Here is a 22,126-nt window from a genome sequence, read left to right as displayed (position 1 = left end):
ACGAGGAGCACTCCTGCTAGGACGATTCCTGATCCGTAGAGACCAGTCCCTCCGCGGTACGAGGTGCGGGACGAGATCGTCGGCAGCCATGCCGGGTGCGTGGGTGTGGTCCGATGGGTGACTATGGTGATCAGCTTCGGGTGCGGGCTGTTCGCGGTGGTGCTGGCGGCGCACATCGTCTTGGTGCTCGCCGAAGCCAACCCGCGCAACGGCTTCGTGTCGTTCATCGGCAGCTGGGCACCCGGTGTGTCCCTCGGGTTGCGAGATCTTTTCACACTGGGAAGCGACAAGATCGCGATCCCGCTCAATGACGGGACCGCGGCCATTCTGTGGCTTCTGATCGCCGTACGGTGGACTGAGCGGCTTGGCGCGGCTCCAGCACATCGATCGGGGCACGTAAGGCCCCGGGCGGCGACGTCTCTTTGGCCCTACGCGGGTCCCAGCGGTGACCGCTCGCTACGATCGGGCGTATTCGTCCCCCCGGCGCTGGTGGCGCACATGCGGACGAGGATCTGCTCTGTGGTCAACGGCGTGAACTTTCGGCCGTGGTAGCCCTCGCGCCACCAGTAGCGCTCGTCGGTGCCCACTGGGTGTGGATTCGCCGCCGGCGCTTTCGCTCTAGCCGCGGCCACGCCGGCGGTGTGCGCGTCGATGTTCTTCTGGTGCAGCCGCAACCACTCGGCCCGTTGTGTTGGTTCTGGTAGCTCGCCTTGCATGCTTCACCCACCTTACCCGTCTACGCAGGACACCACACGTACTTCCCCGGCGTCGCGGTTGAGGAGTCCTGCCTCCCTCACCTTGGGGGCGATGTTCGCCTGAATGGCCTAGCCGCAAGTGTCGGGTTTGCGGTGCGGGCCGGCGTGGCCGCTGCCACCCGTCCGGGTTCAGCGGCAATGTGCTGAACGTTGAGATGACGGCGTGTATGGGGGTGCGGCGGTCAGTGGCGCAGCGGCTATGTCATTGGTGACGAGGCCGAAACGAGCAGCAGAACTGCAGGCCAAGGCCGAGCAAGCAGTCGAGAGGGGTGCTGGCTACGGGCGGCGGAAGCCGGAAGGCGGCGCAGAAGCAAGCGCGAGCGGCTTGAAGCAGGCCGGGGCGAAGGTCAAGGACGGAGGCGAAGGACGTCGTCGAAAAGAGCCAGCTGTGCGGTCGCAGGGCACCTGGGGAGGCGGCCGCGGTCCCGGGATGCCTGCGGACAGAGCGGGGTACCCGGGGCGCAGCGTTCGACAGCGATGTGGCAGAGGTGAGCGCGGGCCGTCCGCAAGAACTGCCCAGGCCTCGTGATCGGTGTTCTTCGTTTGGTGTGCTGCTCGCTCGCTGCGGCGGGTGCCGCGCAGGGTTACGATTCCCTCAGCGGGAGCGCGCTCACGGCAACCCAGGACCCCGGTGGCCGAATACCTACGACTCGTCCATCGGGGAGCCGCTGATGAACACCGTCCGAGATTCGACGAAACCGGTCGGCACACGAGAGTTCGCCCGACGGGCTGCCGCAGCCTGGATTCGCGCAGCGGACGCCGGCCTCATCGACGCCGCCGAGCTCGTCTGGTTGTTGACCCACGTGCCCGCCGATTCGCCCCGGTCCGCACCACGACCGGACGGCCGGGCCGGCGCCGGAGCGCACCGATGACGCCCCAACGCCGCACCCGGCCGGCCCCGGCGGCTCGAACCGACACCGCGCCGGCCTGGGGCTCAGCCGACGCCGACCTGCCGGGGCGGATGCTGACGCTGGTCTACCGGGTCGCCCGGCAAACCGGCCTTTCCCGGCGACCGAGCGTCGCGCTGTGCCGGCGCCTGCTCTGCGCGCAGCCGGGAGTGAATCAGGCGTGTCCGGGCCTGGACACGCCGGTGGGGAGGGCCGCCGAGCGGCGGGTGCGGGCGCGGATCCTGATCGCGTTGCGGGCCGAGCTGGAGCAGCGGATCGACCGGGCGCGCTTGGAGGCGGCGCTGCGCGACGCGACCCTGCTCGACGAAGTGACGCTGCTGCCGCCCCGTCAGCGCGCCGCGCTGTGGTCGGTCGCCGTGGACCACTGCGCGGTCACCGAGCTGGCTGCTCGCACCGGATGGAGCCCCCTGCAGATCGCGCGGCTCCTGCGAGCAGCAATGAGGACGGTGTCCTCGGCCGCCAACCTGCCCAGGCGGGAAACAGGCGCGACGGCCGGTCGCGTCTGATCTGGACCGGGCGACGATCAGAGCGTCATCGACAGCCCGGCCGACGCGCTGCCCTCGGCTGATGTGGCATCCACATCTGCGAAGCCACGGCACTCGGCATCTGCAAAAGTTTCGTCCTGGCGGACGCGGGCGGTGGTAAACCACGCAGGTGGAGCTCACCGAGCGAACGCACGTCCGCTGAGTTGGCCCGTCGCGCGGTGAACGCGGTTCATTAGTCGTTCCGACGAGCGGTGCCATGAGTTCGGCCGCCGAAGTCCGGGATTGGCCTGACTACGGCGTAGGTTAGCCCACGCCGAAGCCGAACAGCAGGATTGGCGTGCCCGAAGGAATCTTGCCGCGCTCGAACAGCTTCGACAGGGCCAGCGGGATACTCGCACTCGAGGTGTTGCCCGATTCGGTCACGTTGGTCGCGATCACCGCGCCTTCGGCGCCGATCTTGCGGGCGAGCGCGTCGATGATCCGCACGTTGGCCTGGTGCGTCACGAGCCCTGCGAGCTCCGCCGGGTCGACACCGGCTCGAGCACACGCGTTCCGCGCGATCGGTGCCAGTTCGGTCGTGGCCCAGCGGAAGACCGCCGGCCCCTCCTGGCGGAACATCGCGGGCAGGTCGTGCGGACCTGCCGTCTCGAGCGTGATGCATCCGCCTTTGCCCGGGTTCGATCCCCAAACGACCGGCCCGATCCCGCCGGCAGACTCGGCGGCTTCGACGACCGCGGCGCCGGCTCCGTCGCCGAAGATCACGCAGGTGGAGCGGTCGGTCCAGTCCAGGAAGTCGCTCATCTTGTCGACACCGACCACGATCGCGCGGTGGCTTGCGCCGGCGCGGATGGCGTGGTCGGCGGTGGCCAGGGCGTAGGAGAATCCGGCGCACGCGGCGTTGAGGTCGAACACCGCGGGCGCGGCGATCCCGAGCCGCTCGGCGACGCGCGCGGCGATGCTGGGCTTCCGGTCGAACGCTGTGCAGGTCGCGACGATCACCAGGTCGATGCCCGTGGCTGACCGGCCGGCGTTGCTCAACGCCGGCCGCCGCGGCGGCCGCCATGTCGGTTACCGAATCGCCCGGCGCGGCCAGCCGCCTGGTCCTGACGCCGACTCGCTCCGTGATCCACGCGTCCGAGATACCCAGGGAAGCGGCGAGGTCGTCGTTGGTCACGGCCCGGGCTGGCTGGTAATGGCCGAAGGACACGGCTCTGGAGCCGGGTTGCCGGTCGGTCATGGCGCTTCCCCTCGCGGCGTCCGGGCTCACGTCGTGCCGGCATTTTGCGCTTGCGGCGGCGAACCCGGGATCGTGTGCCGCCGGTCGGACGGTCACGAGGTGACTCGCAGTGGCGGCGGCATCGGTTTGCGCCCGACGGCGCGGCGTCGGCCCGCGGACGTCAGGTGGCTTCCATGTCCACACTCGCCGGACTGCCGGGAGGCCGCTGGGCTACCAACGGCGTCGTCGTGAGAGGAGTCTGTTCAGCGGGCGCTGGATCGAGGACGAAGCGGGTCAACGCGGTGCGTGGATCGATTCCGCGAAGCTGGTTGAGTTCCCGCAGGGGTTTGCGCAACTGCTCGAACTCGGGCCCGACCTCGTCGTTGATCTGCTGCTGCATCGCGCCGAGGGCTTTTTGGCCTTCACCACGGCTGTGCCGAGGGCTTGTCGGTGTCGACACCGGCCAGCGCGGTCGGTGCGGTGTCCCTCGTCGGGCCGGCCCGGTGCCCGCCGTCGTGTTCACGGCGTCTGTAGCCGTTCGAGATGGGCGGGCGGCGCGTCGGGCGAGGCCGGCGGAAGACAGGCACACGACCGGACGGTACGGCTCGCCGCCTGGGTCAGGGCGATGTCCGCCGTTCCGTCGTGGCTCCTCACCCGAAGGTGGCAGACGCGCCGCCGGATCCGGCGCGCGGCCCGGCGGACGATCATGAGAACGTCGTCACTGGTCAGCGCGGACTCGGAAACGTCCAGCAGCACGACACCGGAACTCAGCTCACAGGCCTCGGCGAGGTGATCGACTAACACTGCGCTGTGCGGGGCGGTCATCCCGCAGGCCCGCTGCACAATGGCCCCGTCGGCCACCAGTACGCCGACGCGCGGTCCCGCGGCTGCGCTCATCAGGCCTCCCGGGTCGCCGCTGAACGAGGGTAGTAAGCGGGTACCACCGTGCCGGTCCGCGTACACGTCGGATAGGACCGTCTGCGTGGTGCCGTTCCGGACTGGCTGCTCCGGAATTGTTCAGCGAGCCGTCACCCGCGCGCCGGCGGCGGGACGGCGCCGCCAGCGGACCTCCCCGCCCGCAGGGTCGGCGTGCCATGTCTCGGCAGACGAATCGGTTTCCCAGCCGGGTAGCAGAGTCCCGGTCAGGACCCGGCCCCGTGCTACCCGGCCGAAGAGTGACAGGTCGTCGGCCTCCGCGTTCTGGCGCCCCCAGGACGGGATGGGCGTGGCCGGAAGTCTCTGCTCGATCCAGGCCTTCGCCGATTCCTCCGTGGCATGCTCGGATTCCAGTATGTGAGAAATCGAGTCACCGTGGCCGAGAGCCAGCCCGATCGATGCCCGCCACCGGATCTGACCGGCCGGCCGCCGGCACCATCCGAGCACGTCTCTCATGACTGCCAGGATTGCCGAGGAGTACCCCTGTCCGCTATCCCACGTTCGCATGGATTTCTCTGCTCACCCCTCCAGCGGCGGGGGTTTCGGGCCGAAAGACCCTGGGCATCCCGAATCGGCATACAAAAGGAGAACGGCAGGTCACGCGTTCCTGTGTGCACCGGCCGTGGCGCCGGAGCAGGACCACACGGGCGGTCGCGTGCGGAGACCAAGTCGATCCGCGCAGAGCCCGATCGCCCCTGCCCGGGGTGACCCGACCGCGATGGCGGCAAGGTCGTCACCCGTCATCGGCACTGGCGGTCGGGTCACCCTCCCTGCGTCGGCGGATACCGACGGTTTCCGTTTCCCGTCGAAATTGCGCACCTTGGTGGAAGTGAATCAGTTTCGGTAATGGCCGCGACTCTGGCCACAGTCACGTCGTGGGTCGTCCGAAACGGGCAAGCGCCCTTGGGCGGTGACCGACCATCCGGGGCCGCGCGGACACGGCAGTTGCGCCCGGAGCCGGCCGAGCCGGTGCGGGACCGCTGGCGGGCCAGGCGTTTCCTGGCCGATGTCTTTTCCGGGCTCACGGCCGAACGGGCAGGTGCTCCCCCCGCCGGCCGGGCGCCCGCGGATCGAGGTCGCCGACGCGGATGCCGAGCCGGCGCGGCCTTGGCCGGCACCCGAACACCGGGGCAGGGGCCTTGGCGCTCGTCGGCACGCCGGTCGGGGGACTGTTCGGACGCGCAAGCGGCAAGACGGTGTGGATGGAAGTCGCTTTCCGAGTCGCGGCGACCCGCTACCGAGAGTTCCGCTCATCGGGCATCGGTGGCGTCGATGAGGTCTGGGCGACCACTCGGACCTTGGTGTTGGTGCCCTGGGAGAGCGCGACGAGGATCCCGAACGCTTCCCCCGGAGCCACACCGACGCTGGCCCATCGGAATTCCCTTGAATCAGGTAAGGCGCGGAACACCGGATCTTCGCCACCCGCGGCCGGCAGCGGGTGTACAGCGGTCATGACCTGGGTCACCTCCGTCGAGGACATCAGGTCGTGGCGGTCCACCGGGTTCCGAGGCGGGAACCGGTCGCGGTAGCGCCCTCATCTTGGCTCCAACCCGCCCTCCCCGCCGATCTGCTCGAGGCGACCCGTGTCGTCTCGTACGGCCGTCCGGCGGTTGACAGCGGTGGCGACCGGGTAGGCCGCGGGGTGGCCGGTGCCGCGGTCTCCGTGGTGGCCGGTGGTGATGGGGTGAAGGTTCAGCAGCGCAGCATTCGCGCTCTCCGGCGGCAGGCCGGGCGTCCGGCGTCGCGGCCTGCCGTCCCGGGCGTCGTGATGCCGGTGACGGGTTGGTCTCCGACCCTGGGTCTCCGGCTCGAGGACTCGCGGCGCCCAGCGCGGTGAAGGAGAACTGGCGGTGGATGGACAGCGGCGGCAGCGGCTGTGGCGGGCCATCGCCGAGCGGGCCGGGACTTCCGAGCGCGTCGGCTTGGCCCAGGCCGTGTGCGCGGCGCCCGTCGAGGTGCTCGACGCGGTGGACGCGGCGCTGTTCACGTTGCGGGCCGGAGACCGGGTCCAGGAGGTGCTGGGCGCCAGCGACCAATGGGCCGCCCGGCTGGCGGAGCTGCAGTACACCGTGGGCGAGGGGCCCGGTGTGGAGGCCTTCACCACGGGCCGTCCGGTGGCGGTGCCGGTGATGGGCGCCGAGCAGCAGCGGTGGCCGGGATTCACCGAGGTGGCCATGGCCACCGATGTCGGTGCGGCGTTCGCGGTGCCGCTGCAGGTCGGCGTGGTCCGGTTGGGCACGCTGGTGTTCTTCCGGCGCCGGCCGGGGGCGCTGTCGGCGGCGCTCGTGTTGTGCTCACCGCGAACGCCCGCCGGCGCGGACGTTCCCCGTACGAGATCGCCCGCGCCGTCACCGACGGCACTCTCGATCCGGTGGAACTCGCGGCCGAAGCCTGATCAGTCCAGGTCGGGGTCGGTCCGCGACCGCGCCAGGGCGTTGACGGCGTCGGCCAGCTGTGCTGCCTCGGCGTCCTGGCCGGCTTCATGGCCGTGCTCGGCGAGGTGTCGCCGTGATCGCGGATGGGACGTCGTCGAGCGACGTCGAGGATGCCGAGCCGATCGCGACATTGCCGTCTTTCGGACATCACTCCGTTGCGTGCGTGGGTGGGCTCCGTCGCTCACGAACAATCTGGTTCACCGGAATCGGTGACATGCCCGTCCCTGTGGGGTCCGGCTACGAACCCCTTGCTGTCCACGATGGATCCGCTCCCGGCGCCGCGGGTGGGACCGTCCCCGCCGCGGCGCCCGGGAAAACGCCCGCTGCAGGGCGGCCGCCACGACCAGCGAGCGCCAGGAGACCCCGGCCGCGACGCGGAGCCCGTACGGCACCGGCGAAGGTTCGGGGTCGCGCATCGGATCGGCGCACCGTGGCGGGGTGGAGTCCGTGGCGGTCATGAAGGTCCTGCTCCTGGCGATGTCCGGCCGGGGTGAGAGCGGGTCTGGGCGCTGTTCACGGAGCATACCGCCGGGTGGACCTCGCGCGGTCCGGTCCGCAGCCGGCCCCCGGGAGCTGAACGTCCTGAATGGGCTCGCCGCTGGCCATCGCCTCGATGGGCGAGTACTGGCACAACTGCCACCACGCCGACCCCACCGGCGCCCGCCACGGCGTCCGCCGCGGCCAGCTCGACATGTCCGCCCGCCTGATCTGGCTGCTCGAGAAGCTCGGCTGGGCCACCGACGTGCGCTGGCCCCGGCCCGAACACCTGGCACGCAAGCTCAACCCCGGCTACACCGCGGCCCCCCGCGGGTTCGGCAAGCTGGAGCGCGGTCTGCTCACCGAAACACCGGCACGGCAGCAGCCTGGCGACGGGAGCCGGTCGTGACCGCCGTTCGCGACGAGGTCCGCCTGCAGCTGAAACCGGCGGCCGGCGGCGGATACGTCGACGGAGCGTGGTGGCCGCGCTCCGCGACGCCGGCGTCGAGTTCCCCGACGTGCTCGCGGCGGCGCGCGACCGGGTGGGCGAGGTCGAGCGGATCAGCTACCCGCTGGGCGACGGCTGGGAGATCGCCCACCGCAAGCTCGTGGTGGACGGCCGCCTCGTCCGGTTGGAAGGGTTCCACTCCATGCAGGCGGACACCCTCGCGCTCATCGGCACGCAGCAGCGGCGCCTGACCCTGCTCGTCGTGGCTCCCGACACCCCGCACGACACCGCCACCACCGCTCTCAAGACCTCCGCGGAGCCGGACAACACGGCAAGTCCCGAGGACATCCTCGCCGCGCGCAGCGGGTGGCCGGCGACGATCCCGCTCCGCCCCTGACCACACGAAATAGCGATGTCCAATACTCTCTTCGCCGTTTCGAAGCTCACTCCAACGGCCGATGGGCGCCGAGAGGCGAGCGGTTACGGTTCTCCGTGGTGACCGGAATTCAGGTCATCGCTTGTTCAGGGGAGGATCTGCCGCCTAGCCGGGAACGGCCCAGACGGTCTCACTCGCTCCCACGTGCGGAAGACGGGGCTAGTCGCAATGCCGTGTAGCTTAATTTGGCAATGAAAATCGTCATTGTTATGCGAGTGTCCTGACCAGCGACAACTGGTTTCAGGGGCTGTCGAACTGCAGCCCCTGAATCGTCGGCTCGACATCGAGAAACCGCAGGTCAGAGCACTTTCTTCATTTTAAGCTACGTGGCATTGGGGCTAGTCGGCGCGGGGTGTTGCTGGGCGGTGGGCGGAGCGGGTCGGTTTCTGCCATTCGTTTTGTCGGTGCGGGTTTTCCGGGGCCGAACCACGGGCGCCGTGCACACAGCGAGCGCGCAGGATGCGCACCGCCCGGTTCCACGTCGAGTCCCCTGCTCGCCGAGCGCTGCCCGGCCATCCCGCGGGATATGCTGACCGCGATCCTGGCCAGGTCGTCGTCCGGGCGCGGCCATTTCTGAAACCGCCTCAAATCATGTCTAGATTTCATTTTCCTCATTGGCACGCGCAAGTGCTTGACCCCTATGGGACGACAAGAGGAAGTACTGCGAATGTCATACCGGCTGATTTCGGTGGCCCTTCTCACGCTGACGGCCAACTGTGTCCGTGTCGCCATCCGAGGCTGCCGCCGGCGGGAGCCTCATGCTGTACCGGAAACAAATTTCAGCGGGTCGCTGGCGGTCCTGCAGTACGCGTCCTGCGCCGGCCCCACCGCCGGCCGACGACCAGATCGGCTCCTTCGGCAACTCACTGCCCACGGATTGCCAGATGGTACTGTGACGGTGGCCTGGAGGAGACGCTGTCCTGACCCGCGTGGTCTGCTGGCCCGGGACATCGCCGGCGTGGGTCATCGCGCCTCAGAACCGTCGGCGCCAGGTCTGCCGGCGTGGTGTGTCTGTCCCGTCATTGCGCCGTCGCTTCGGCGCTTCGGTCATGATCGAAACCACCGGTTCCACGTCTTCGACGTGTTCCCGGCGCCGTGGCGAAGGGTTCGCTCGCTCGGGCATCAACTCCGGTTCCGGCTGGGCCAGCACCTCCTCGGCTCCACGGAGGAACCGCTCGGCCTGCTCGGCACGCTCGGGCTCGGGTGTCCTTTCCCACGTCCGCAGCATCGTTCCCGTGGAGGGCACGAACCGTTCTGCATACGCGGCACCGGCGACGGCGTTGAGTGCGGTCGACCGGCCGCGGAGGACCTCCCGCGCGCATTCCGCCAGCACCGGGTCCTGGTGCTTGGTCAGTTCGATGAGCATGCGTCGGCGCAGGGTTTGACGTTGGGCGTCGGTCAGCCGCGAGTTCATGGTGTCAGTTCCCCGGAAGGTCGGTTGGCAGCTTCGGCGGGTCCCCCGCCACTTTGATCGTGTCGAGGATGGCCGCGGCCTTGTCGACGAAGTCTTTGATCGCGTCCATCGACCCGACGACCTCGGCGACGATTTCGACGACGCGTGCGACGTAGAAGCCGGCCACGCTCGCGCCGGCGAAGGCGCCGATGACGGTCTCGGCGGTGATCGCGCCGATCGCGCCCGCGAGGATCGCGTCCACTACGGCGTCGACCAGGCAGGTCAGCTGGCCTTCGATCACCCCGAACGACTCTTTGACGGCGGTGACGATGTCGCCGTAGAGCTTGGCGTACTCGCCGAGGCTGTCCGGTATTTGCTTCATCGCCTTGGCGCCGAGCACGAACTTCTCCTCGGCGGCGTCGGCCGCGTTGCCGCGCCACGCGGTCGGCGTGTCCGCCGCTGAGCGGTGCATGTTGTCCCCGGCGGCGTCGAAGAACAGGCCTAGGTTCGTCCACACCTCGGCGCATTTGGCGAACAGGCCCCACTTGCCGGCGAACAACGCGGTCGCCTCGTCGAAGACGTCCCGGTGAGCGATGTCGCGAGAGGCGTCCCGGATGTAGGCGCTCGGGCTGAACGCGTCGTTCTTCCAGTCGAACGACCAGTCCTGGTCGCCGGTCATGGGTATCTCCGGCGGCGCCAGCGCGTTGGTCGGTTCGTTGACGTCGGTGAAGGCGTGCCAGCTCACTCCTTTCAGCAAGCCCTTGTCGTGGTCGTAGGACAGCCCCTGGAGATTGGCAGGGTCACCTGCGCCACGGATCTTGGCGTCCTCGGCCGCGAGGGTGTCTCGGTTCTGGCTTTCCGTCTGCTCGTAGTGCTGTTCGGCGTGGCCGACGGCCGTTGAGCACGCCTTGGTGAACTTCTCGAAGGCTGCGACCGCGTGTAGCACGTTGTCGCGCGCCTTCTGGTGCGGACCGATCAGGTACATGATCAGGCCCTGGTCACCCGCGCTCAGGTCGGTATGCCCATCGACGTACTTCTTCGCCGCACCAAAGTCATCGTCGAGCCGGTCGAGTTGTGCCTTCAGAGCCGTCATGCCCGGGCCGTCGTAGAAGAAACCGGCCATCTGCGTCCTCCCCATGGGTAGTGATAACCGGACAGACCGTAGGCGGCACCAATTACATGACGGTTACAGCAGCCAGGACCTCCCGCGCCATCACGTCTGCGAGCGTGCGGCCCCACTTGCCCAGTGCACACTGACAGCCGCACGGGCCCGCTCGGCAGCGGCATCGATCTCTCGGCACGCTGGTAGTTCGTTTGGTGTTATGGCGTCGGCGCCGCTGGCCCACGCGAACGAGAACCGAAGCGGCCCGCAACGCGAGTTCCGACGGTACGCCCTCCTTCGGCACGACTGACCGGACTCAGGAGCCACAATGAATCTCGCTTCCCGGAACTTGCCGTTGAGCCACCGCAGAAGTCCGGAGGCGCGATCAGCGGTCGTACAGCACCACGAGCACTCTGTCGACCCGTTCGGTGTCATTGACGAGCACCCCGAAGTGCGGTTGGTCGACAGAAATCCTTCTGGTGAGCCTCACCAGGTCATCGGAGTCGTGCACGCACACCACGCCCGATCGGAGGGGAAGCACCCCGTCGAAACATTCCACCAAGCCGTCGGCGAACTTTTCCGGAATTTCGTCGACGAAGACATCGACGCGCACCGGCCCGTCGACGTGCGGCCGCACTGCAACGAACAGCGAGTCGTCGTCGAAATGCGTTCGCTCGCTCGCCGCGTCCCACGACTCGTGCACAGCTTGACTCGCCGCATCTTCTACGATCAGAAGCCCATGTTGGAAGAAGGCCACGATGCTGCCGGCGTAGACCTCTGCCGGGAAATCATCGAATGTTGGATTTTCAGAAGTCATAATGCCCAGTTCCGAGTTGCCGCACGGTTCCACCCTGCTGTCTCATACAGGGAACACACTGAGGATACGCGGTGTATTGAGCGTCAGGCCCGGCGAGCCCAAGGGGCGGCTGGTGGTCGCGGACCCAGTTCGCCGCTCCGGATGCGGCTGCACCGCAGGTGTGACAGCCGTACTTGTTCCCCGCCTCGTTGACCAGTTCTTGCACTCCGGGTGCGTCGATGTTCCCTTTGACCAGTGCGACGCCTTCCCTCGCCCACGGACCCGCTCCCATCGTCAGCTGGCAGACGCTTGCCTCATCGACTTTGTATACCCGCCCCAGACGGGAGAACGGCGCGGTGAGCAAGCGGTCGAGGGTCGTCAGATCCGCAGGACTGGTGAGACGGGCTCGGGGACCGGCGAGGCGGCTGAACATCCGCCATGCGATGGTGCCACCGGCACCCACTGAGGCTGACACGATCACGTATCGCGTCGCCATTCCGCCGCAGTTGGAAGAAGCGGTTGCTCCCTCACTGTAACGAAAGGTGCAGGCCGCCGCCTCGCCGGGCATGAGGAAGAACAGCGCGAGGATGCCCGCGAGCACGACGAGGCATGGGAAGACGATGCGGGAGCTCATGGCGACACCTCGAACGAGGCGGCCGCGGCAGTGGCAGCGGGCCGCGGCCGCTGGAGACCGGGGTGCTGTTTGAGATGTGCGACGCGACGACGAAGGGTCGCGACGGAGCGGGAACCGTCGCGCGCGAACCCGGTGTGTTGTAAGCCCAGATCGATTTGCACGTCGTGCAAGTGTCCGATGTACCGGTATGCACGCAAACCGCCTCGGTATCGGAACGCCGCGCCTCGCATCGCCGTCCGGCGGCGTGGTGACAGCAGGATCGGAATCTCTTCGGCGGTGACCGCGATGTCCGCGGCCGCAGATTCGGCGGCGAGCCCGGTCGCGAGTGCTGCGGCCTGGTCGCGCAGCGCTCGCTTCACCAGCAGTAGGTACATCAGCACGAACGGGCCTTGCAGCAGAACCAGTTCCAGCGGCTGGAGCACCAGGACGTCGACCGCGGAACTGACGTCGAGCCATTCCGGCAGCCGACCGCTGAACGCGAACAGGAGGGAGTCGGTGGCGAAGTGCCCGCAGATCGCGGTGATCAAGCCCGCGCCGATCGCGAGTCGTCGCGCATTCGGGGCGGCAAGCCGGCTCGCGATCCCGAACCCGGCCCCGACGATCGCCGAGAACGCGGTGTGCGCGGCCATGAGGCCGACTCCTTGCCGGATCCAGAACTGATAGAAGGCATCGCCGGTCATGTACTCGACGCTTTCGAGAAGATTGAAGCCCAGCCCCACGGCCATGCCGAGGACGGCCCCGGACAACACACCGTCCCACCACCGGCGGCACAGCAAGAACACCGCGGCAAGCACTACGCCCTTGCCGAGCTCCTCGAAGATCCCCGCGTCGAGGGCCAGACCGGAGTTGGTCAGTTGCTTGGCCGCGAGGACCTCGTGCAGAAACGTCCCGTCGCGCAGTCGTGCCAGGTCGGGGTGCGCCGTCATGCCGGCCACCTTCGGCCACACGAGGTAGGCCTGGGAGTAGTCGACGTACAGCGAGTTCATGGAGCCACCGAAACCGCAGCCGAGCAACGGCCCACCCGCAAACGCGGCGAGCAGCACCGGGACCGGCAGCCGACGGAACCGCTGCAGACGGTGCACACCCCACAACGCGACCAGCGTCGGGGGAAGGCAGGCCAGCACGAGAGGGAAGAAACGGACGAGATCGATCACCGGATCGATGACGAACGGGACGACGAGGACGCCGGCGATCACCACCTGCCCGCGCTCGAGCCGCTGTCGCCGCGTTGCCGGGTCGGCGACCGAGGCACAGCGCACTGCCGTTACCGCGCCCAGTCCGAGCGCCGCCGCCCAGCTCGCGACGGCGCCCCAGAACGGGATGTACGTCTCGGTCGGGGCACCGGGGTAGAAGAGGCCTGGAGTCAGACCGCCGCTGTCCGGCTTGGCGACCTCGAGAACGATCGCGCCCGCGTAGAGCGAGCTCAACAGCAAGGCCAACATGAGCAGCCGAGCCGCTGTGGTTCGTGGGACGGTGACCGGACGACGGGAGGGGTGCGCGACGGTCGTGGTCATCGATGCTCCTGGGTGAGACCGGTCGGCAGGCCCGGCGGGAGTTCCGTCGGAAAGCCCGGTGGCAGGTCCGTGGGGAACCCGGGTGGCAGGGCCGTCGGGAGGCCCGATGACACCGGGGGAAGTCCAGTCGGGGCCGGCTGTGTGGACGGCCGTCCGGTCGGCGTGGGGGCGTCCGGCCGTTCCGGGACACCGGGCAAATTCGGCAGCTGGGTGTCGGCCGCCGGCGGCGAGCACGCGGCCAGGACGCCGAACGCGCCGAACAGCAGGCCGGTCGCGGCACACCAGAGGAGGAGACGCAGCTGGGGCGGACGCGGGTGAACCGGTGGCCGGACGAACTCGACATGCGGTGCACCGGACCGCTGCGGCACGACACGGATCGGCTCCGTCGGTGGTTCGAGCCGCGACGGCGTTCTTTGCGGGCCGGCTCCCAGAGCGCGCCGGGTCCGCGGCAGCAGGACGAGCACGAGAGTCGTCACCGCGGGCAGGAAGACGCAATACCCGACGACGAGCGCGACCCCCGCGTCGCCGTTCACCGCGAAGGCGTTGACCAGCCAAGCCAGTACCCAGGCGAGTCCCGCGACGCTGCCGGCCACCGCCAGCGGCCGGCCGGCCGGCTTCCGGTGGAACAACGCGACCGCACCGGCCACCGCGAGGACGAGCTGCGTGGCCGCGCAGCAGACCAGAATCGCGGCGACCAGGACAGCCGTCCAGTTCGAGTTCACAGCCGGGCGCCGGACCTGGATCAGCAACTGCAGCAGCGCCGCGGCCATCAGCAGGGCGGCGCCCAGCGCGCTGATCAGAGCGGTGATCGCGGCGGCGATCGCGGTTCCGGCGGGCCGGGTTCCGGCGGGCCGGGTTCCGGTGGGCGTCATTTCGCCGCCAGCAGGTCGGTCCGGCTAATCTGCGGCGGGGTCGTCCAGCTGATCGGATGGTCGTGGCCGGTTTCGTCGTGATAGGCCCCGGCGGGGTGGACAACCATGGTCGCGGTGGTGAGCGACAGTGGGACGTCGTAGACCAGCGTGCCGCCGGCGCCGTTGTCGGAGAAGACTCGGGCCGGCGCGGCCTCTCCTTCCGGGGTTTGCACGCCGACGCTGCGCGTCAGGTCCCACCGGAAGTCCATGGTGATCGCACACGGCGGCGGCATGTCCTTGATCGAGTCGTAGTCGGGCAGCGTGACCGGGGCCAGGGCGGAGATGTAGGAGATCGGCAGCCAGCCCCGGCCCGGCCGGGCCCAGCCGAGGCCCGGGCCCCACGGCTCCACGGCGGTCTCGCCGAGGCCGAAGGTCATCAGCATCGTGGTCGCCTGGCGGCAGCCGCCGACCGCGGTCTTGCCGGACCCGCTGTAGTCGTTGCGTTGCCAGGTGAGCGCGTGCTTCGGGTAGTAGCCGGGGATTGCGTCGGCGCCGCGTCGGCCGGTGCGCAGGTCCAGTGACTGGGTGCGGCCTTCGTCGGTCACCTGCAGGGTTGCGGTATGTCCTTTCGGAACACTGACGACGAGTCCGCCTGTCTCGAGCTCGGCGAGGCGGACTGGGTGGGCGGCCCCGTCGCGGACGACCTGCGCGGTGACGCCCTCCGCGGATCCGTCGGATGACGCCGGGTTGGTGGCGCTGAGACGGAGGAACTCCTGGCCGTCGGCCGCCCGGTAGTCGATGCCCGAAGTCGTGGAGATCTCCAAGGTGCCGAAGCCGATGGCGAAGTGCGGTCCGGCCAGGTACGCGGCGCCTGCGGGGAAGTCCTGAGAGCCGGAAGCTCGCTGCGTAGACGTCCGAGCCGATGAAACCGGCCGGTTTCGCGGGAAGGTACGACGGCTCGTCCGCGCGGTCGCCTACCAAGGCGAACAGCACGACCGGGACGACGCCGAGGAACACGACCCCGGCCCCGCCGAAACCCAGCCACAGCCAGAGCCCCCGGCGCCGTCGACGCTCCGCTGAAACAGCGTCCTCCCGGTCGTGCATTCCCCGTGCCCCCTCTCGCCTCGGCCGCCCGTACCCTCGCGGTCCGAAAGTTAGGCATCGGCGATTACAACCGGCTTACACCGGGGCAGCCGCGTTGCGGGCGGCCGCGGCGACGATCGGGGAGCGCGCGAAGGCCCGCGCCACCGAGCGCAGCCAGGCGGTTTCGGCGGCCAGGCCGTCCTCGTGCGCGCCACGGCCGGGACCGGCCGGTTCGGTGGCCACACGTCCGTCCGCCTTCGCGGCGATCCCGGACACGATCGCGGCGGCCTCGACCGCGGCGCCGGCTTCGGCAGGCGGCAGCCCGGCTCGTCGCGCGGCCTGGAGGGCTTCGTCGGTCACGCGGCGCTCGACGTACGGGCGCAGTGCCAGCTGGCCGTCCCGGATTTCGATCACCTGGCGGTAGAGCAGGAGCCCGATGTCGCGTGGCCACCGCGAGCGGGCAGCGGCGGCATCCGCGGGCAGGAGCCGGAACTCCGGCCCGGCCTCCTGCAGTGCCAGCCACAGCGGGCGCAACCGGCGGTAGGAGCGGTAGTCGGCCGGCCAGTGGACCGCGTCGACGAGCATCGGTCCCCACAGCGGGATGGTCACCCCGATCAGCAGCAAGGTCTCGGTGACCAGTTCGAGCCCGGACGTCACCGCGTCGATGGAGGCAGTCACGGCCGGATCGAGGAGCCCGGTGACGAGGAGGACTGTTTGGCAGAGCAGGAAAGCGAGCCCCGCCGCGCCACCGGCGGCGATGACGCGCAGGCCCACTCGGAGGAACGGCCGGCCGGTCCGCCGCGAATATCGAACGCCGAGCCGCCAGGCGGGGATCAGGACGTTCGCGATGTAGGCGATGTAGACGGCGACGTAGACCGGTGCCCGCTGACCGGGTTGCGGTGGGAACAGCAGGAACAGCGCGGCCGCGGCGGCGAGCGCGGCCGCCAGGCTCGCGTAGCACCGCAGACCCCGGTTGCCCACCTCGGGCCGGGCACGGTCGACGTGCACGAGGAACAGCCGTCCCGCGCATGCGGCGATCATGGCGCCGGCGTCGCTGAGCGTGGCGCCGAAGTGCACCACGCCCGTCGCCCGGTCGACGGGGTCGGAGAACAGCTGGGCGACCGTGGCGAGCAGCAGCCCGGCGAGAATGACGCACACGGCGCGGCGCAACGGGTCCCGGCGGTCGCTCAGCATCGCGTAGATCCGCTGGGTCAGCCCGATCAGCAACACCACCGCGATCACGACGAAGGGTGGGGACAGTTGTGTCACAGGCCGGCCTCCAGCCGGCGAAGCGCGCCGGGCTCGGGCCGTGGCCCGGTTCGCGACGTCCGGCCCTGGCGGTACGCGGACTGCAGGATCATCGACGCGAGCAGTTCGGCCTCCTGCTCTTGTTCGCTGGAGTACGAGTCCCGGCCGAGGGCGCGTACCACGACGTCGGGGGCCAGGTGTGGGAACAAGCGGCGGGCTTGCTCGGCGCCGAGTGCGCCGGCGCCGGTGTGCCCGCAGAGCAGATGACTGATCTCGTGCACGATGATGTGTTCCTGGTGCACCGCGGTGGTCGTCGCCTCGTAGACGATGTAGTCCGAGTGCTGCGTAGCGACGCAAAGCCCGCGCGGCCCGTCGTCGGGCATCGCCAGGCCGATCAGCACGAGCGGCCGCCCCCGGTCGCGGCCGACGCGCTCGCCGAACGCCGTCACGTCGAAGGGCTGTGGGAAGCTCGAGGCGCGCGAGATGGGTCCGGCACCGCGCTGTCAGCTCCGAGAAGTCCACGTCCGCTCCCCATCCCCTTGGTGCGGTCTCAATCAATTGTCCTGATACGGCGACAGGCCCTCGAGCTCGCGGACCCGGGCGATCATGTCGGTGAGGGCGTCGAGGCTCTTGGCCGAAAGTCCCGAAGCGCGCAAGGCGACGTCTCGCACCCCGGCATCCTGCATGGCGGTCAGCAGCGCGAGTTCCGCTTCCACTTCGATGGTGGTCGAGTCGTCGAAGAAGTAGGCGGGTGGTACCCCGAAGAAGGTCGCCAGCGCGTTGAGGTGCTTGAACGTCGGGTTGTCCCGCTGCCCGGTGCGCAGATACCACAGGTAGGACGACGACACCGAAACGCCCTGGTCACGCGCGATGGCCGCGGAGACCTCGTCGTTGCTGTACTCCCGCGCGTCGGGCTTGCGGACACTGCGGAACAGGTAGTCGACCTTCTCGGCAAGCGTCCGGGAGCGTCGCGGTTCGCCATCCGCCGGCACCGGCATCTCCTTGACTGTGGTGGCTGGTCACCATGACGTCTTCACATATGTTGACATCCGCCACCCTGCGCTGTCTACCATGGGTATCCACTGTGGTGGAGACCGGGAACACGGTATCCATGCCAGTGAACACGCGTCGTGGGGCGGGGACGGGATGAAGCCTGAGGTGCTGGTGCTGGGCACGGTCGGGGTCCGCTGTGGAGGACACGTGCACCACCCGTCTTCCGGGCTGTCCCGCGCGCTGCTCGCACTGCTGGCGGAGGCCGGCTCAGCAGGCGTCACAGCGGAGCGGCTCGGGGACACGGTGTGGGGCGAACTCGTCTCGGCGTCAGCGCTCACAGTTGCGATGCATCGCCTGCGTCGCTGGCTGCGGGGCGTGGCCGGCACAGGGTTACAAGTCGAGCGGACCCCGGTCGGCTACGCGCTGCGGCCCGGTGCGGCCACCGACGTCGCGCGGTTCCGCGCGACCGTCGCCGGCGCCGCGTTGCTGGAGCCACGAGAGAAGGCTGCGACGCTCGGCGACGCGGTCGCGCTGTGGCGCGGGACGCCGCTGGTCGACGTCCCGGCCGAACGCGCCGATCCGGCGCTGCTCGCCCAACTGGTGCGAGAGTTGCGCGATGCCACCGTCGCGCGCGGAACAGCTCTGCTGGAGGCCGGTGAGCCGGCGGCCGCTGCCGAGGCCCTCGAACCCGGAGCACGGCAGCACCTTCTGGACGAACCCCTGCACGCCGCGTGGATCGTGGCGCTGGCCGGTGCAGGACGGCAAGCCGAGGCGATCGCCGCGTTCCAGGCGATCCGCGGCCGGCTCCGGGAGGAATGCGGCGTCGACCCGGGGCGCGAGCTGACCGCCGCGCTGACCCGGGCCCGGCGGACGCCGCCGTCACCTCGCCCGGCCGCACCCGCCCAGTTGCCATTCGACGCCGCCGGATTCACCGGCAGGCAGCGGGAACTGACCGCGCTCACAGCGGCTGCGCGCACTCACCGCGCAGTCGTGGTCACCGGCATGGGCGGGGTCGGCAAGACCGCGCTCGCGGTCCACTGGGCCCACCACGGGGCGTCGCGTTTCCCGGACGGGCAGCTGTACGCGGATCTACGGGGTTACGCAGCCGAGGCGCCGATGCGTCCCGTCGACGTCCTGCGTGGTTTCCTTGTGGCGTTGGGTGTGCCGCGGGACCGGCTGCCCACCGACCTGGACGAGGCTGCGGCCCAGTACCGCTCGTTCCTGGGCGGGCGCCGGGTGCTGGTCGTGCTCGACAACGCCGCCGACGCCGACCAGGCGCGACCACTGCTGCCGGGCGGGCCCGGCTGCCTGGTGCTGGTCACCGGACGCGACGGCCTCGACGGGCTGGTCGCCGTGGACGGCGCGGCACGGCTCGGCCTGGACGTACTGGACGAAGCGTCGGCAGCGGCGTTGCTGCGCTGGTCGATCGGCGACGCGCGGGCGGACCGGGAACCCGACGCCGTGCGAGCGCTGGCCCGGGCGTGCGGGTTCCTGCCGCTCGCGTTGCGCGTCGCGGCGCTGCGGCTGACGGTGTCCGGGACGCTTTCGGTGGCGGCCTACACCGCCCGGCTGTGGCGCAACGGCCGCCTGGCCGAACTCGCGGTCGTCGGTGATCCACGGGCGGACCTTGGAGCCGTCTTCGACCATTCCTACCGGCGGCTGCCCGAGCCGGCCCGGCGCCTGTTCCGGTTGCTGGGCCAGGAAACCGGTCCCGACATCACCGTGGAAAGGACCGCGGCACTCGTCGGCCTCGACCCGGTTGCCGCGCAACGGGAGATCGACCGGCTGATGTCGGCGCACCTCCTCGTGTCACCCGCCGCGGGCCGCTACGCCCTGCACGAACTGGTCCGCGAGCACGCCCGAAGCGGACGGCATATCGACGCGGCCGCCCGGGCCTAACCGCCGGGACGCGGGGAAAGGGCGGCCCGCAGCTGCTCCAACGCCGCCACCAGAACAGCCGCCACCACGGTCGCGACCAGCGACCACACGAAGTGCGCCCAGTTCTGCCCGAGCCCGTTGACCAGGCTGAACACCAGGTTCCCGCCCGCTAGTACCAGGATGAAGCGCAGGATGGTCGAGGCGAACCGCACCCCCGAGGGTTCCCGCCGGCGCAACCGGGCGGCCCCGACGAGGGTGATGGCACCGAACCCGACGCCGATCAGGGCCATGATCAGGTCGGGCGCGGCCATGCTCCGGTCCGCGCTCGTCACCGAGGCGATCCCCGAGTACAGACCGAACCCGACGAACACGACGCCGAGCGTCGCGCAGCCGATCCAAGCGATTCGGGTGGCTCGCTCGAGCCGGCGCGCGTCCGGTGGTGGTGGCTGTGCAGTCATGCCCCGACACTCGCAGCCGGCGGTTGCGACGCACCTACACCCGATCGATGGTGTGTAATCGCGCAGTAAGCCCACTCGCGCACGATGCCGCCGCCATGCCGTCCTCGACCTCCACTGACGAACCCGCCGGCTCCGGCGCCACGGACGACTCGCTGCGGTGGGTCGTGACCGCCGATCCGAACCAGTTGGCCCGGTTGCGCGCGCAGCTCGTGACCTGGGCCACGGGAACCGGGTTGGACGCTGAGCAGGTGCAGGACCTGCAACTGGCCGCCTACGAGGCCATGGCGAACGTTGCCGAGCACGCTTACCTCGGCACAACTGGCATTCTGGAACTGCATGCCCGCAGCCGTGGCGACCGGGTCATCGTCACCGTCGCCGACCATGGCCGTTGGCAACCCGCGCCGCGTCCGGGTTTGCTGCACGGGCGCGGCCTGCCCTTGATCCGCGCCCTCGCCGAGCAGACGGTCATCGAGACCGGTGACGGCACCACCGTCACCATGACCTGGATCCGGCGCCCGTAACGGGATGGCTGCGGTGTCCGAGCATCGCGGGGCACCTGACGTCCCGGAGTGCTCGGGGCCCGGGATGTGCGGATGCGGCCGATCGGTGAGTTCGCTGTGCGCGAACACCCCGACTCTTTCGCCCGTGGTGAGGCAGCTCACGAGCGTGTGACCCATGCGCAAGGCGAATCGCAGCGTGAACGGGCGTGCGTCGGCGGGGTGATCGCTTCCGCAAGACAGGATGACGGTGCCGGCACGTTCCGTGCTTAGCCGGGTTGGTGCTCCGCCTGTGCTGATTCGATCGTGCTGTGCAGGTCGGTCATCGAGTCCAGGGACGTCACCGCGGACCAGGCTGTCGTGCCGAAGAGCAGTGCGGCGGCGAGCAGTGCCGCCGGAAGCCTGCGGCGCTGCGTCGTCAGCAGCGCGGTGACGCGGCGTGGGACCGGGCCTCCGGTGGCGGCGAGGGCGAACCCCGGCCGGGAGTGCCCGGCGAGTGCGGCCTTCGCGACGGAGTGGGCGACCACTGTGCGGTCGCCCACGTGCCGGGCGGCAGCTTCGTCGGCCCAACGCTCGAGCGAGAACCGGGCGGCCGCGCACAGCGGGCGCAGCAGCGGGTTCAGCGTGGCGGCCAGGGTGACCGCGACGAGGAAATGGTGGTGACGCAGGCGAAGGTGGGCGCGTTCGTGGGCGAGCAGGGCCGTGCGTTCGCGCGGCGAAAGCGCGCTGAGCATGCCGGTGGAAACCGCGATCCGGCCACCACGGCCGGGTGCGGCGAACGCCACCGGCTCGGCGCCGGGCAGGATCACCACGCCCGGTTCGCGGCTGTGCTCGTCGAGTTCCCGGGTCAGCGCGCGGATCCAGCGCGTGTAGCCGAGCGCCGTGCGGACGAAGGTGACGGCGAGTCCGGCCAGCAGGACTCCGCAGCCGATCGAGACCGGGATGTTGATGGGGTCCTGGCCTCGCAGCACTTGGGGCGACCAGTGTCCGGCGCGGGCGACGGCCGGGATGAGCGTCATTCCGCCGAAGGCTTGCAGCGCCAGGGTGAGGGTGCTGCCGGCAGCGAGTACGAGGCAGCCTGCGGTCAGCAGCCAACTCGCTTCACGAGGTGCGAGCTTGGGCGCGACGGAGCGCGCCAACGGCCAAGCGGCCAGCGGCAGCAACAGCGGGACCCAGACGTCGAACTCCACGGTTCAGTCCTTGGCGCCGGGCTTGCCCAGCAGCTTGCGGAGTTCTCGTTCGTCCGACATGGACAGATTCGAGACGAAGCGAGCGAGCACGCTCGTGCGGTCGGGCTCGTTGTCGAGCACCTTGGTCATCTGGCGTGCCGCCAGCCCGGCTTCGTCTTCGACGGCGTGGTAGCGGAATGACCGGCCCTGTTTCTCGCGAGCGGCGACGCCCTTGTCGTACAGGCGCGAGAGGATCGTCACGACGGTGGTGTAGGCGAGGTCTCCTTCGAGCCGGTCCTGGACCTCTGCCGGGGCGAGGGGATCTTCCGCCTCCCACAAGATCGTCAGGACTTCGGCCTCCAGCGCGCCAGGCGCTCGTCGCGGTCCTTCGGCTCGCTGCATCCTCATGGCCGC

22 protein-coding genes and 1 pseudogene are annotated in these 22,126 nt (G+C 69.8%); 7 read left to right on the top strand and 16 right to left on the bottom strand.

The genetic code is table 11. From position 1 onward, the window contains the following. The first annotated feature begins 63 nt into the window (after positions 1 to 63). Positions 64 to 552 carry a hypothetical protein gene (locus QP939_RS11720; protein WP_285456746.1) on the top strand — a complete coding sequence of 163 codons (489 nt, stop codon included), beginning with the start codon at positions 64 to 66 and terminating at the stop codon, positions 550 to 552. Between the two features lie 1,071 nt (positions 553 to 1,623). Beyond that, complete coding sequence (locus tag QP939_RS11715; protein WP_285456744.1) at positions 1,624 to 2,169, top strand: hypothetical protein; 546 nt, start codon at positions 1,624 to 1,626, stop codon at positions 2,167 to 2,169. Positions 2,170 to 2,451: 282 nt separating this feature from the next. Here the strand turns inward: QP939_RS11715 and QP939_RS11710 are convergent, their stop codons facing one another. The 3 genes from QP939_RS11710 to QP939_RS11700 form a co-directional block, all read right to left on the bottom strand. Next, complete coding sequence (locus tag QP939_RS11710) at positions 2,452 to 3,186, bottom strand: beta-ketoacyl-ACP synthase 3 (RefSeq protein ID WP_285456743.1); 735 nt, start codon at positions 3,184 to 3,186, stop codon at positions 2,452 to 2,454. Positions 3,187 to 3,545: 359 nt separating this feature from the next. Then, positions 3,546 to 3,764: a Sec-independent protein translocase family protein gene (locus QP939_RS11705; protein WP_285456741.1), complete on the bottom strand. Its 219-nt coding sequence runs from the start codon at positions 3,762 to 3,764 to the stop codon at positions 3,546 to 3,548. A 119-nt stretch (positions 3,765 to 3,883) separates the two neighbouring features. Beyond that, a complete protein-coding gene (locus QP939_RS11700) occupies positions 3,884 to 4,261 on the bottom strand; it encodes a hypothetical protein (RefSeq protein WP_285456739.1) in 378 nt (125 codons plus the stop codon). Positions 4,262 to 6,150: 1,889 nt separating this feature from the next. Between QP939_RS11700 and QP939_RS11695 the strand changes: the two genes are divergently transcribed. The 3 genes and pseudogenes from QP939_RS11695 to QP939_RS11685 all read left to right on the top strand — a co-directional run bounded on the left by QP939_RS11695 (position 6,151) and on the right by QP939_RS11685 (position 8,057). Beyond that, positions 6,151 to 6,948 carry a GAF domain-containing protein gene (locus QP939_RS11695; RefSeq protein WP_285456737.1) on the top strand — a complete coding sequence of 266 codons (798 nt, stop codon included), beginning with the start codon at positions 6,151 to 6,153 and terminating at the stop codon, positions 6,946 to 6,948. Between the two features lie 382 nt (positions 6,949 to 7,330). Next, positions 7,331 to 7,621: pseudogene (locus QP939_RS52190) on the top strand (acyl-CoA desaturase); the annotation flags it as partial. 70 nt (positions 7,622 to 7,691) lie between these two features. Next, entirely contained in the window at positions 7,692 to 8,057 is a 366-nt protein-coding gene (locus tag QP939_RS11685; RefSeq protein WP_285456736.1) for a DUF5994 family protein, read from the top strand. A 1,012-nt stretch (positions 8,058 to 9,069) separates the two neighbouring features. On the opposite strand, the gene QP939_RS11680 is transcribed toward QP939_RS11685, so the two are convergent. From QP939_RS11680 to QP939_RS11635, 10 genes are all read right to left on the bottom strand, one after another. Then, positions 9,070 to 9,510: a hypothetical protein gene (locus QP939_RS11680; RefSeq protein ID WP_285456735.1), complete on the bottom strand. Its 441-nt coding sequence runs from the start codon at positions 9,508 to 9,510 to the stop codon at positions 9,070 to 9,072. 4 nt (positions 9,511 to 9,514) lie between these two features. After that, entirely contained in the window at positions 9,515 to 10,612 is a 1,098-nt protein-coding gene (locus tag QP939_RS11675; RefSeq protein WP_285456734.1) for a hypothetical protein, read from the bottom strand. Positions 10,613 to 10,976: 364 nt separating this feature from the next. Then, the gene (locus QP939_RS11670) at positions 10,977 to 11,408 is read right to left on the bottom strand and encodes a hypothetical protein (RefSeq protein ID WP_285456732.1); all 432 of its coding nucleotides are present in this window, start codon (positions 11,406 to 11,408) and stop codon (positions 10,977 to 10,979) included. Continuing rightward, on the bottom strand, positions 11,398 to 12,021 hold the full coding sequence (locus QP939_RS11665; RefSeq protein WP_285456730.1) for a hypothetical protein: 624 nt from the start codon (positions 12,019 to 12,021) through the stop codon (positions 11,398 to 11,400). The genes QP939_RS11670 and QP939_RS11665 overlap by 11 nt, the downstream gene beginning before the upstream one ends. Beyond that, complete coding sequence (locus tag QP939_RS11660) at positions 12,018 to 13,535, bottom strand: PrsW family intramembrane metalloprotease (protein WP_285456728.1); 1,518 nt, start codon at positions 13,533 to 13,535, stop codon at positions 12,018 to 12,020. Before QP939_RS11660 ends, QP939_RS11665 begins: the two co-directional genes overlap by 4 nt. Next, positions 13,532 to 14,407, bottom strand: coding sequence for a hypothetical protein (locus tag QP939_RS11655; protein ID WP_285456727.1), 876 nt, complete (start codon positions 14,405 to 14,407; stop codon positions 13,532 to 13,534). Before QP939_RS11655 ends, QP939_RS11660 begins: the two co-directional genes overlap by 4 nt. Then, positions 14,404 to 15,210 carry a hypothetical protein gene (locus QP939_RS11650; RefSeq protein ID WP_285456725.1) on the bottom strand — a complete coding sequence of 269 codons (807 nt, stop codon included), beginning with the start codon at positions 15,208 to 15,210 and terminating at the stop codon, positions 14,404 to 14,406. The genes QP939_RS11655 and QP939_RS11650 overlap by 4 nt, the downstream gene beginning before the upstream one ends. Before the next feature lie 355 nt (positions 15,211 to 15,565). Next, complete coding sequence (locus QP939_RS11645; protein ID WP_285456724.1) at positions 15,566 to 16,738, bottom strand: MAB_1171c family putative transporter; 1,173 nt, start codon at positions 16,736 to 16,738, stop codon at positions 15,566 to 15,568. Continuing rightward, a complete protein-coding gene (locus QP939_RS11640) occupies positions 16,735 to 17,166 on the bottom strand; it encodes an ImmA/IrrE family metallo-endopeptidase (protein WP_285456723.1) in 432 nt (143 codons plus the stop codon). Before QP939_RS11640 ends, QP939_RS11645 begins: the two co-directional genes overlap by 4 nt. A 105-nt stretch (positions 17,167 to 17,271) precedes the next feature. Then, positions 17,272 to 17,709 carry an XRE family transcriptional regulator gene (locus QP939_RS11635; RefSeq protein WP_285456722.1) on the bottom strand — a complete coding sequence of 146 codons (438 nt, stop codon included), beginning with the start codon at positions 17,707 to 17,709 and terminating at the stop codon, positions 17,272 to 17,274. Positions 17,710 to 17,863: 154 nt separating this feature from the next. Between QP939_RS11635 and QP939_RS11630 the strand changes: the two genes are divergently transcribed. Beyond that, positions 17,864 to 19,609, top strand: coding sequence for an AfsR/SARP family transcriptional regulator (locus tag QP939_RS11630; RefSeq protein ID WP_285456721.1), 1,746 nt, complete (start codon positions 17,864 to 17,866; stop codon positions 19,607 to 19,609). Here QP939_RS11630 and QP939_RS11625 read toward each other — a convergent pair. Next, the gene (locus tag QP939_RS11625) at positions 19,606 to 20,046 is read right to left on the bottom strand and encodes a hypothetical protein (protein WP_285456720.1); all 441 of its coding nucleotides are present in this window, start codon (positions 20,044 to 20,046) and stop codon (positions 19,606 to 19,608) included. The two genes, QP939_RS11630 and QP939_RS11625, sit on opposite strands and share 4 nt — an antisense overlap. A 95-nt stretch (positions 20,047 to 20,141) precedes the next feature. On the opposite strand from QP939_RS11625, the gene QP939_RS11620 reads away from it, so the two are divergent. Then, positions 20,142 to 20,567, top strand: a complete 426-nt coding sequence (locus QP939_RS11620) for an ATP-binding protein (protein ID WP_285456719.1) — start codon at positions 20,142 to 20,144, stop codon at positions 20,565 to 20,567. Positions 20,568 to 20,812: 245 nt separating this feature from the next. On the opposite strand, the gene QP939_RS11615 is transcribed toward QP939_RS11620, so the two are convergent. Then, complete coding sequence (locus QP939_RS11615) at positions 20,813 to 21,733, bottom strand: M56 family metallopeptidase (RefSeq protein ID WP_285456718.1); 921 nt, start codon at positions 21,731 to 21,733, stop codon at positions 20,813 to 20,815. A gap of 3 nt (positions 21,734 to 21,736) precedes the next feature. Further along, positions 21,737 to 22,120 carry a BlaI/MecI/CopY family transcriptional regulator gene (locus QP939_RS11610; RefSeq protein WP_285456717.1) on the bottom strand — a complete coding sequence of 128 codons (384 nt, stop codon included), beginning with the start codon at positions 22,118 to 22,120 and terminating at the stop codon, positions 21,737 to 21,739. Positions 22,121 to 22,126: the final 6 nt, after the last annotated feature.

This window comes from Amycolatopsis nalaikhensis (assembly GCF_030264295.1).
GTDB lineage: Bacteria > Actinomycetota > Actinomycetes > Mycobacteriales > Pseudonocardiaceae > Amycolatopsis > Amycolatopsis nalaikhensis.
This window is presented reverse-complemented; position numbering and strand designations above follow the sequence as displayed.

Coding starts and splice junctions, on each gene's coding strand:
- QP939_RS11715 (WP_285456744.1), top strand. CDS start 1,624: ATGACGCCCCAACGCCGCACCCGGCCGGCCCCGGCGGCTCGAACCGAC.
- QP939_RS11705 (WP_285456741.1), bottom strand. CDS start 3,764: ATGCAGCAGCAGATCAACGACGAGGTCGGGCCCGAGTTCGAGCAGTTG.
- QP939_RS11700 (WP_285456739.1), bottom strand. CDS start 4,261: ATGAGCGCAGCCGCGGGACCGCGCGTCGGCGTACTGGTGGCCGACGGG.
- QP939_RS11680 (WP_285456735.1), bottom strand. CDS start 9,510: ATGAACTCGCGGCTGACCGACGCCCAACGTCAAACCCTGCGCCGACGC.
- QP939_RS11675 (WP_285456734.1), bottom strand. CDS start 10,612: ATGGCCGGTTTCTTCTACGACGGCCCGGGCATGACGGCTCTGAAGGCA.
- QP939_RS11670 (WP_285456732.1), bottom strand. CDS start 11,408: ATGACTTCTGAAAATCCAACATTCGATGATTTCCCGGCAGAGGTCTAC.
- QP939_RS11665 (WP_285456730.1), bottom strand. CDS start 12,021: ATGAGCTCCCGCATCGTCTTCCCATGCCTCGTCGTGCTCGCGGGCATC.
- QP939_RS11660 (WP_285456728.1), bottom strand. CDS start 13,535: ATGACCACGACCGTCGCGCACCCCTCCCGTCGTCCGGTCACCGTCCCA.
- QP939_RS11655 (WP_285456727.1), bottom strand. CDS start 14,407: ATGACGCCCACCGGAACCCGGCCCGCCGGAACCCGGCCCGCCGGAACC.
- QP939_RS11630 (WP_285456721.1), top strand. CDS start 17,864: ATGAAGCCTGAGGTGCTGGTGCTGGGCACGGTCGGGGTCCGCTGTGGA.
- QP939_RS11625 (WP_285456720.1), bottom strand. CDS start 20,046: ATGACTGCACAGCCACCACCACCGGACGCGCGCCGGCTCGAGCGAGCC.
- QP939_RS11620 (WP_285456719.1), top strand. CDS start 20,142: ATGCCGTCCTCGACCTCCACTGACGAACCCGCCGGCTCCGGCGCCACG.
- QP939_RS11610 (WP_285456717.1), bottom strand. CDS start 22,120: ATGAGGATGCAGCGAGCCGAAGGACCGCGACGAGCGCCTGGCGCGCTG.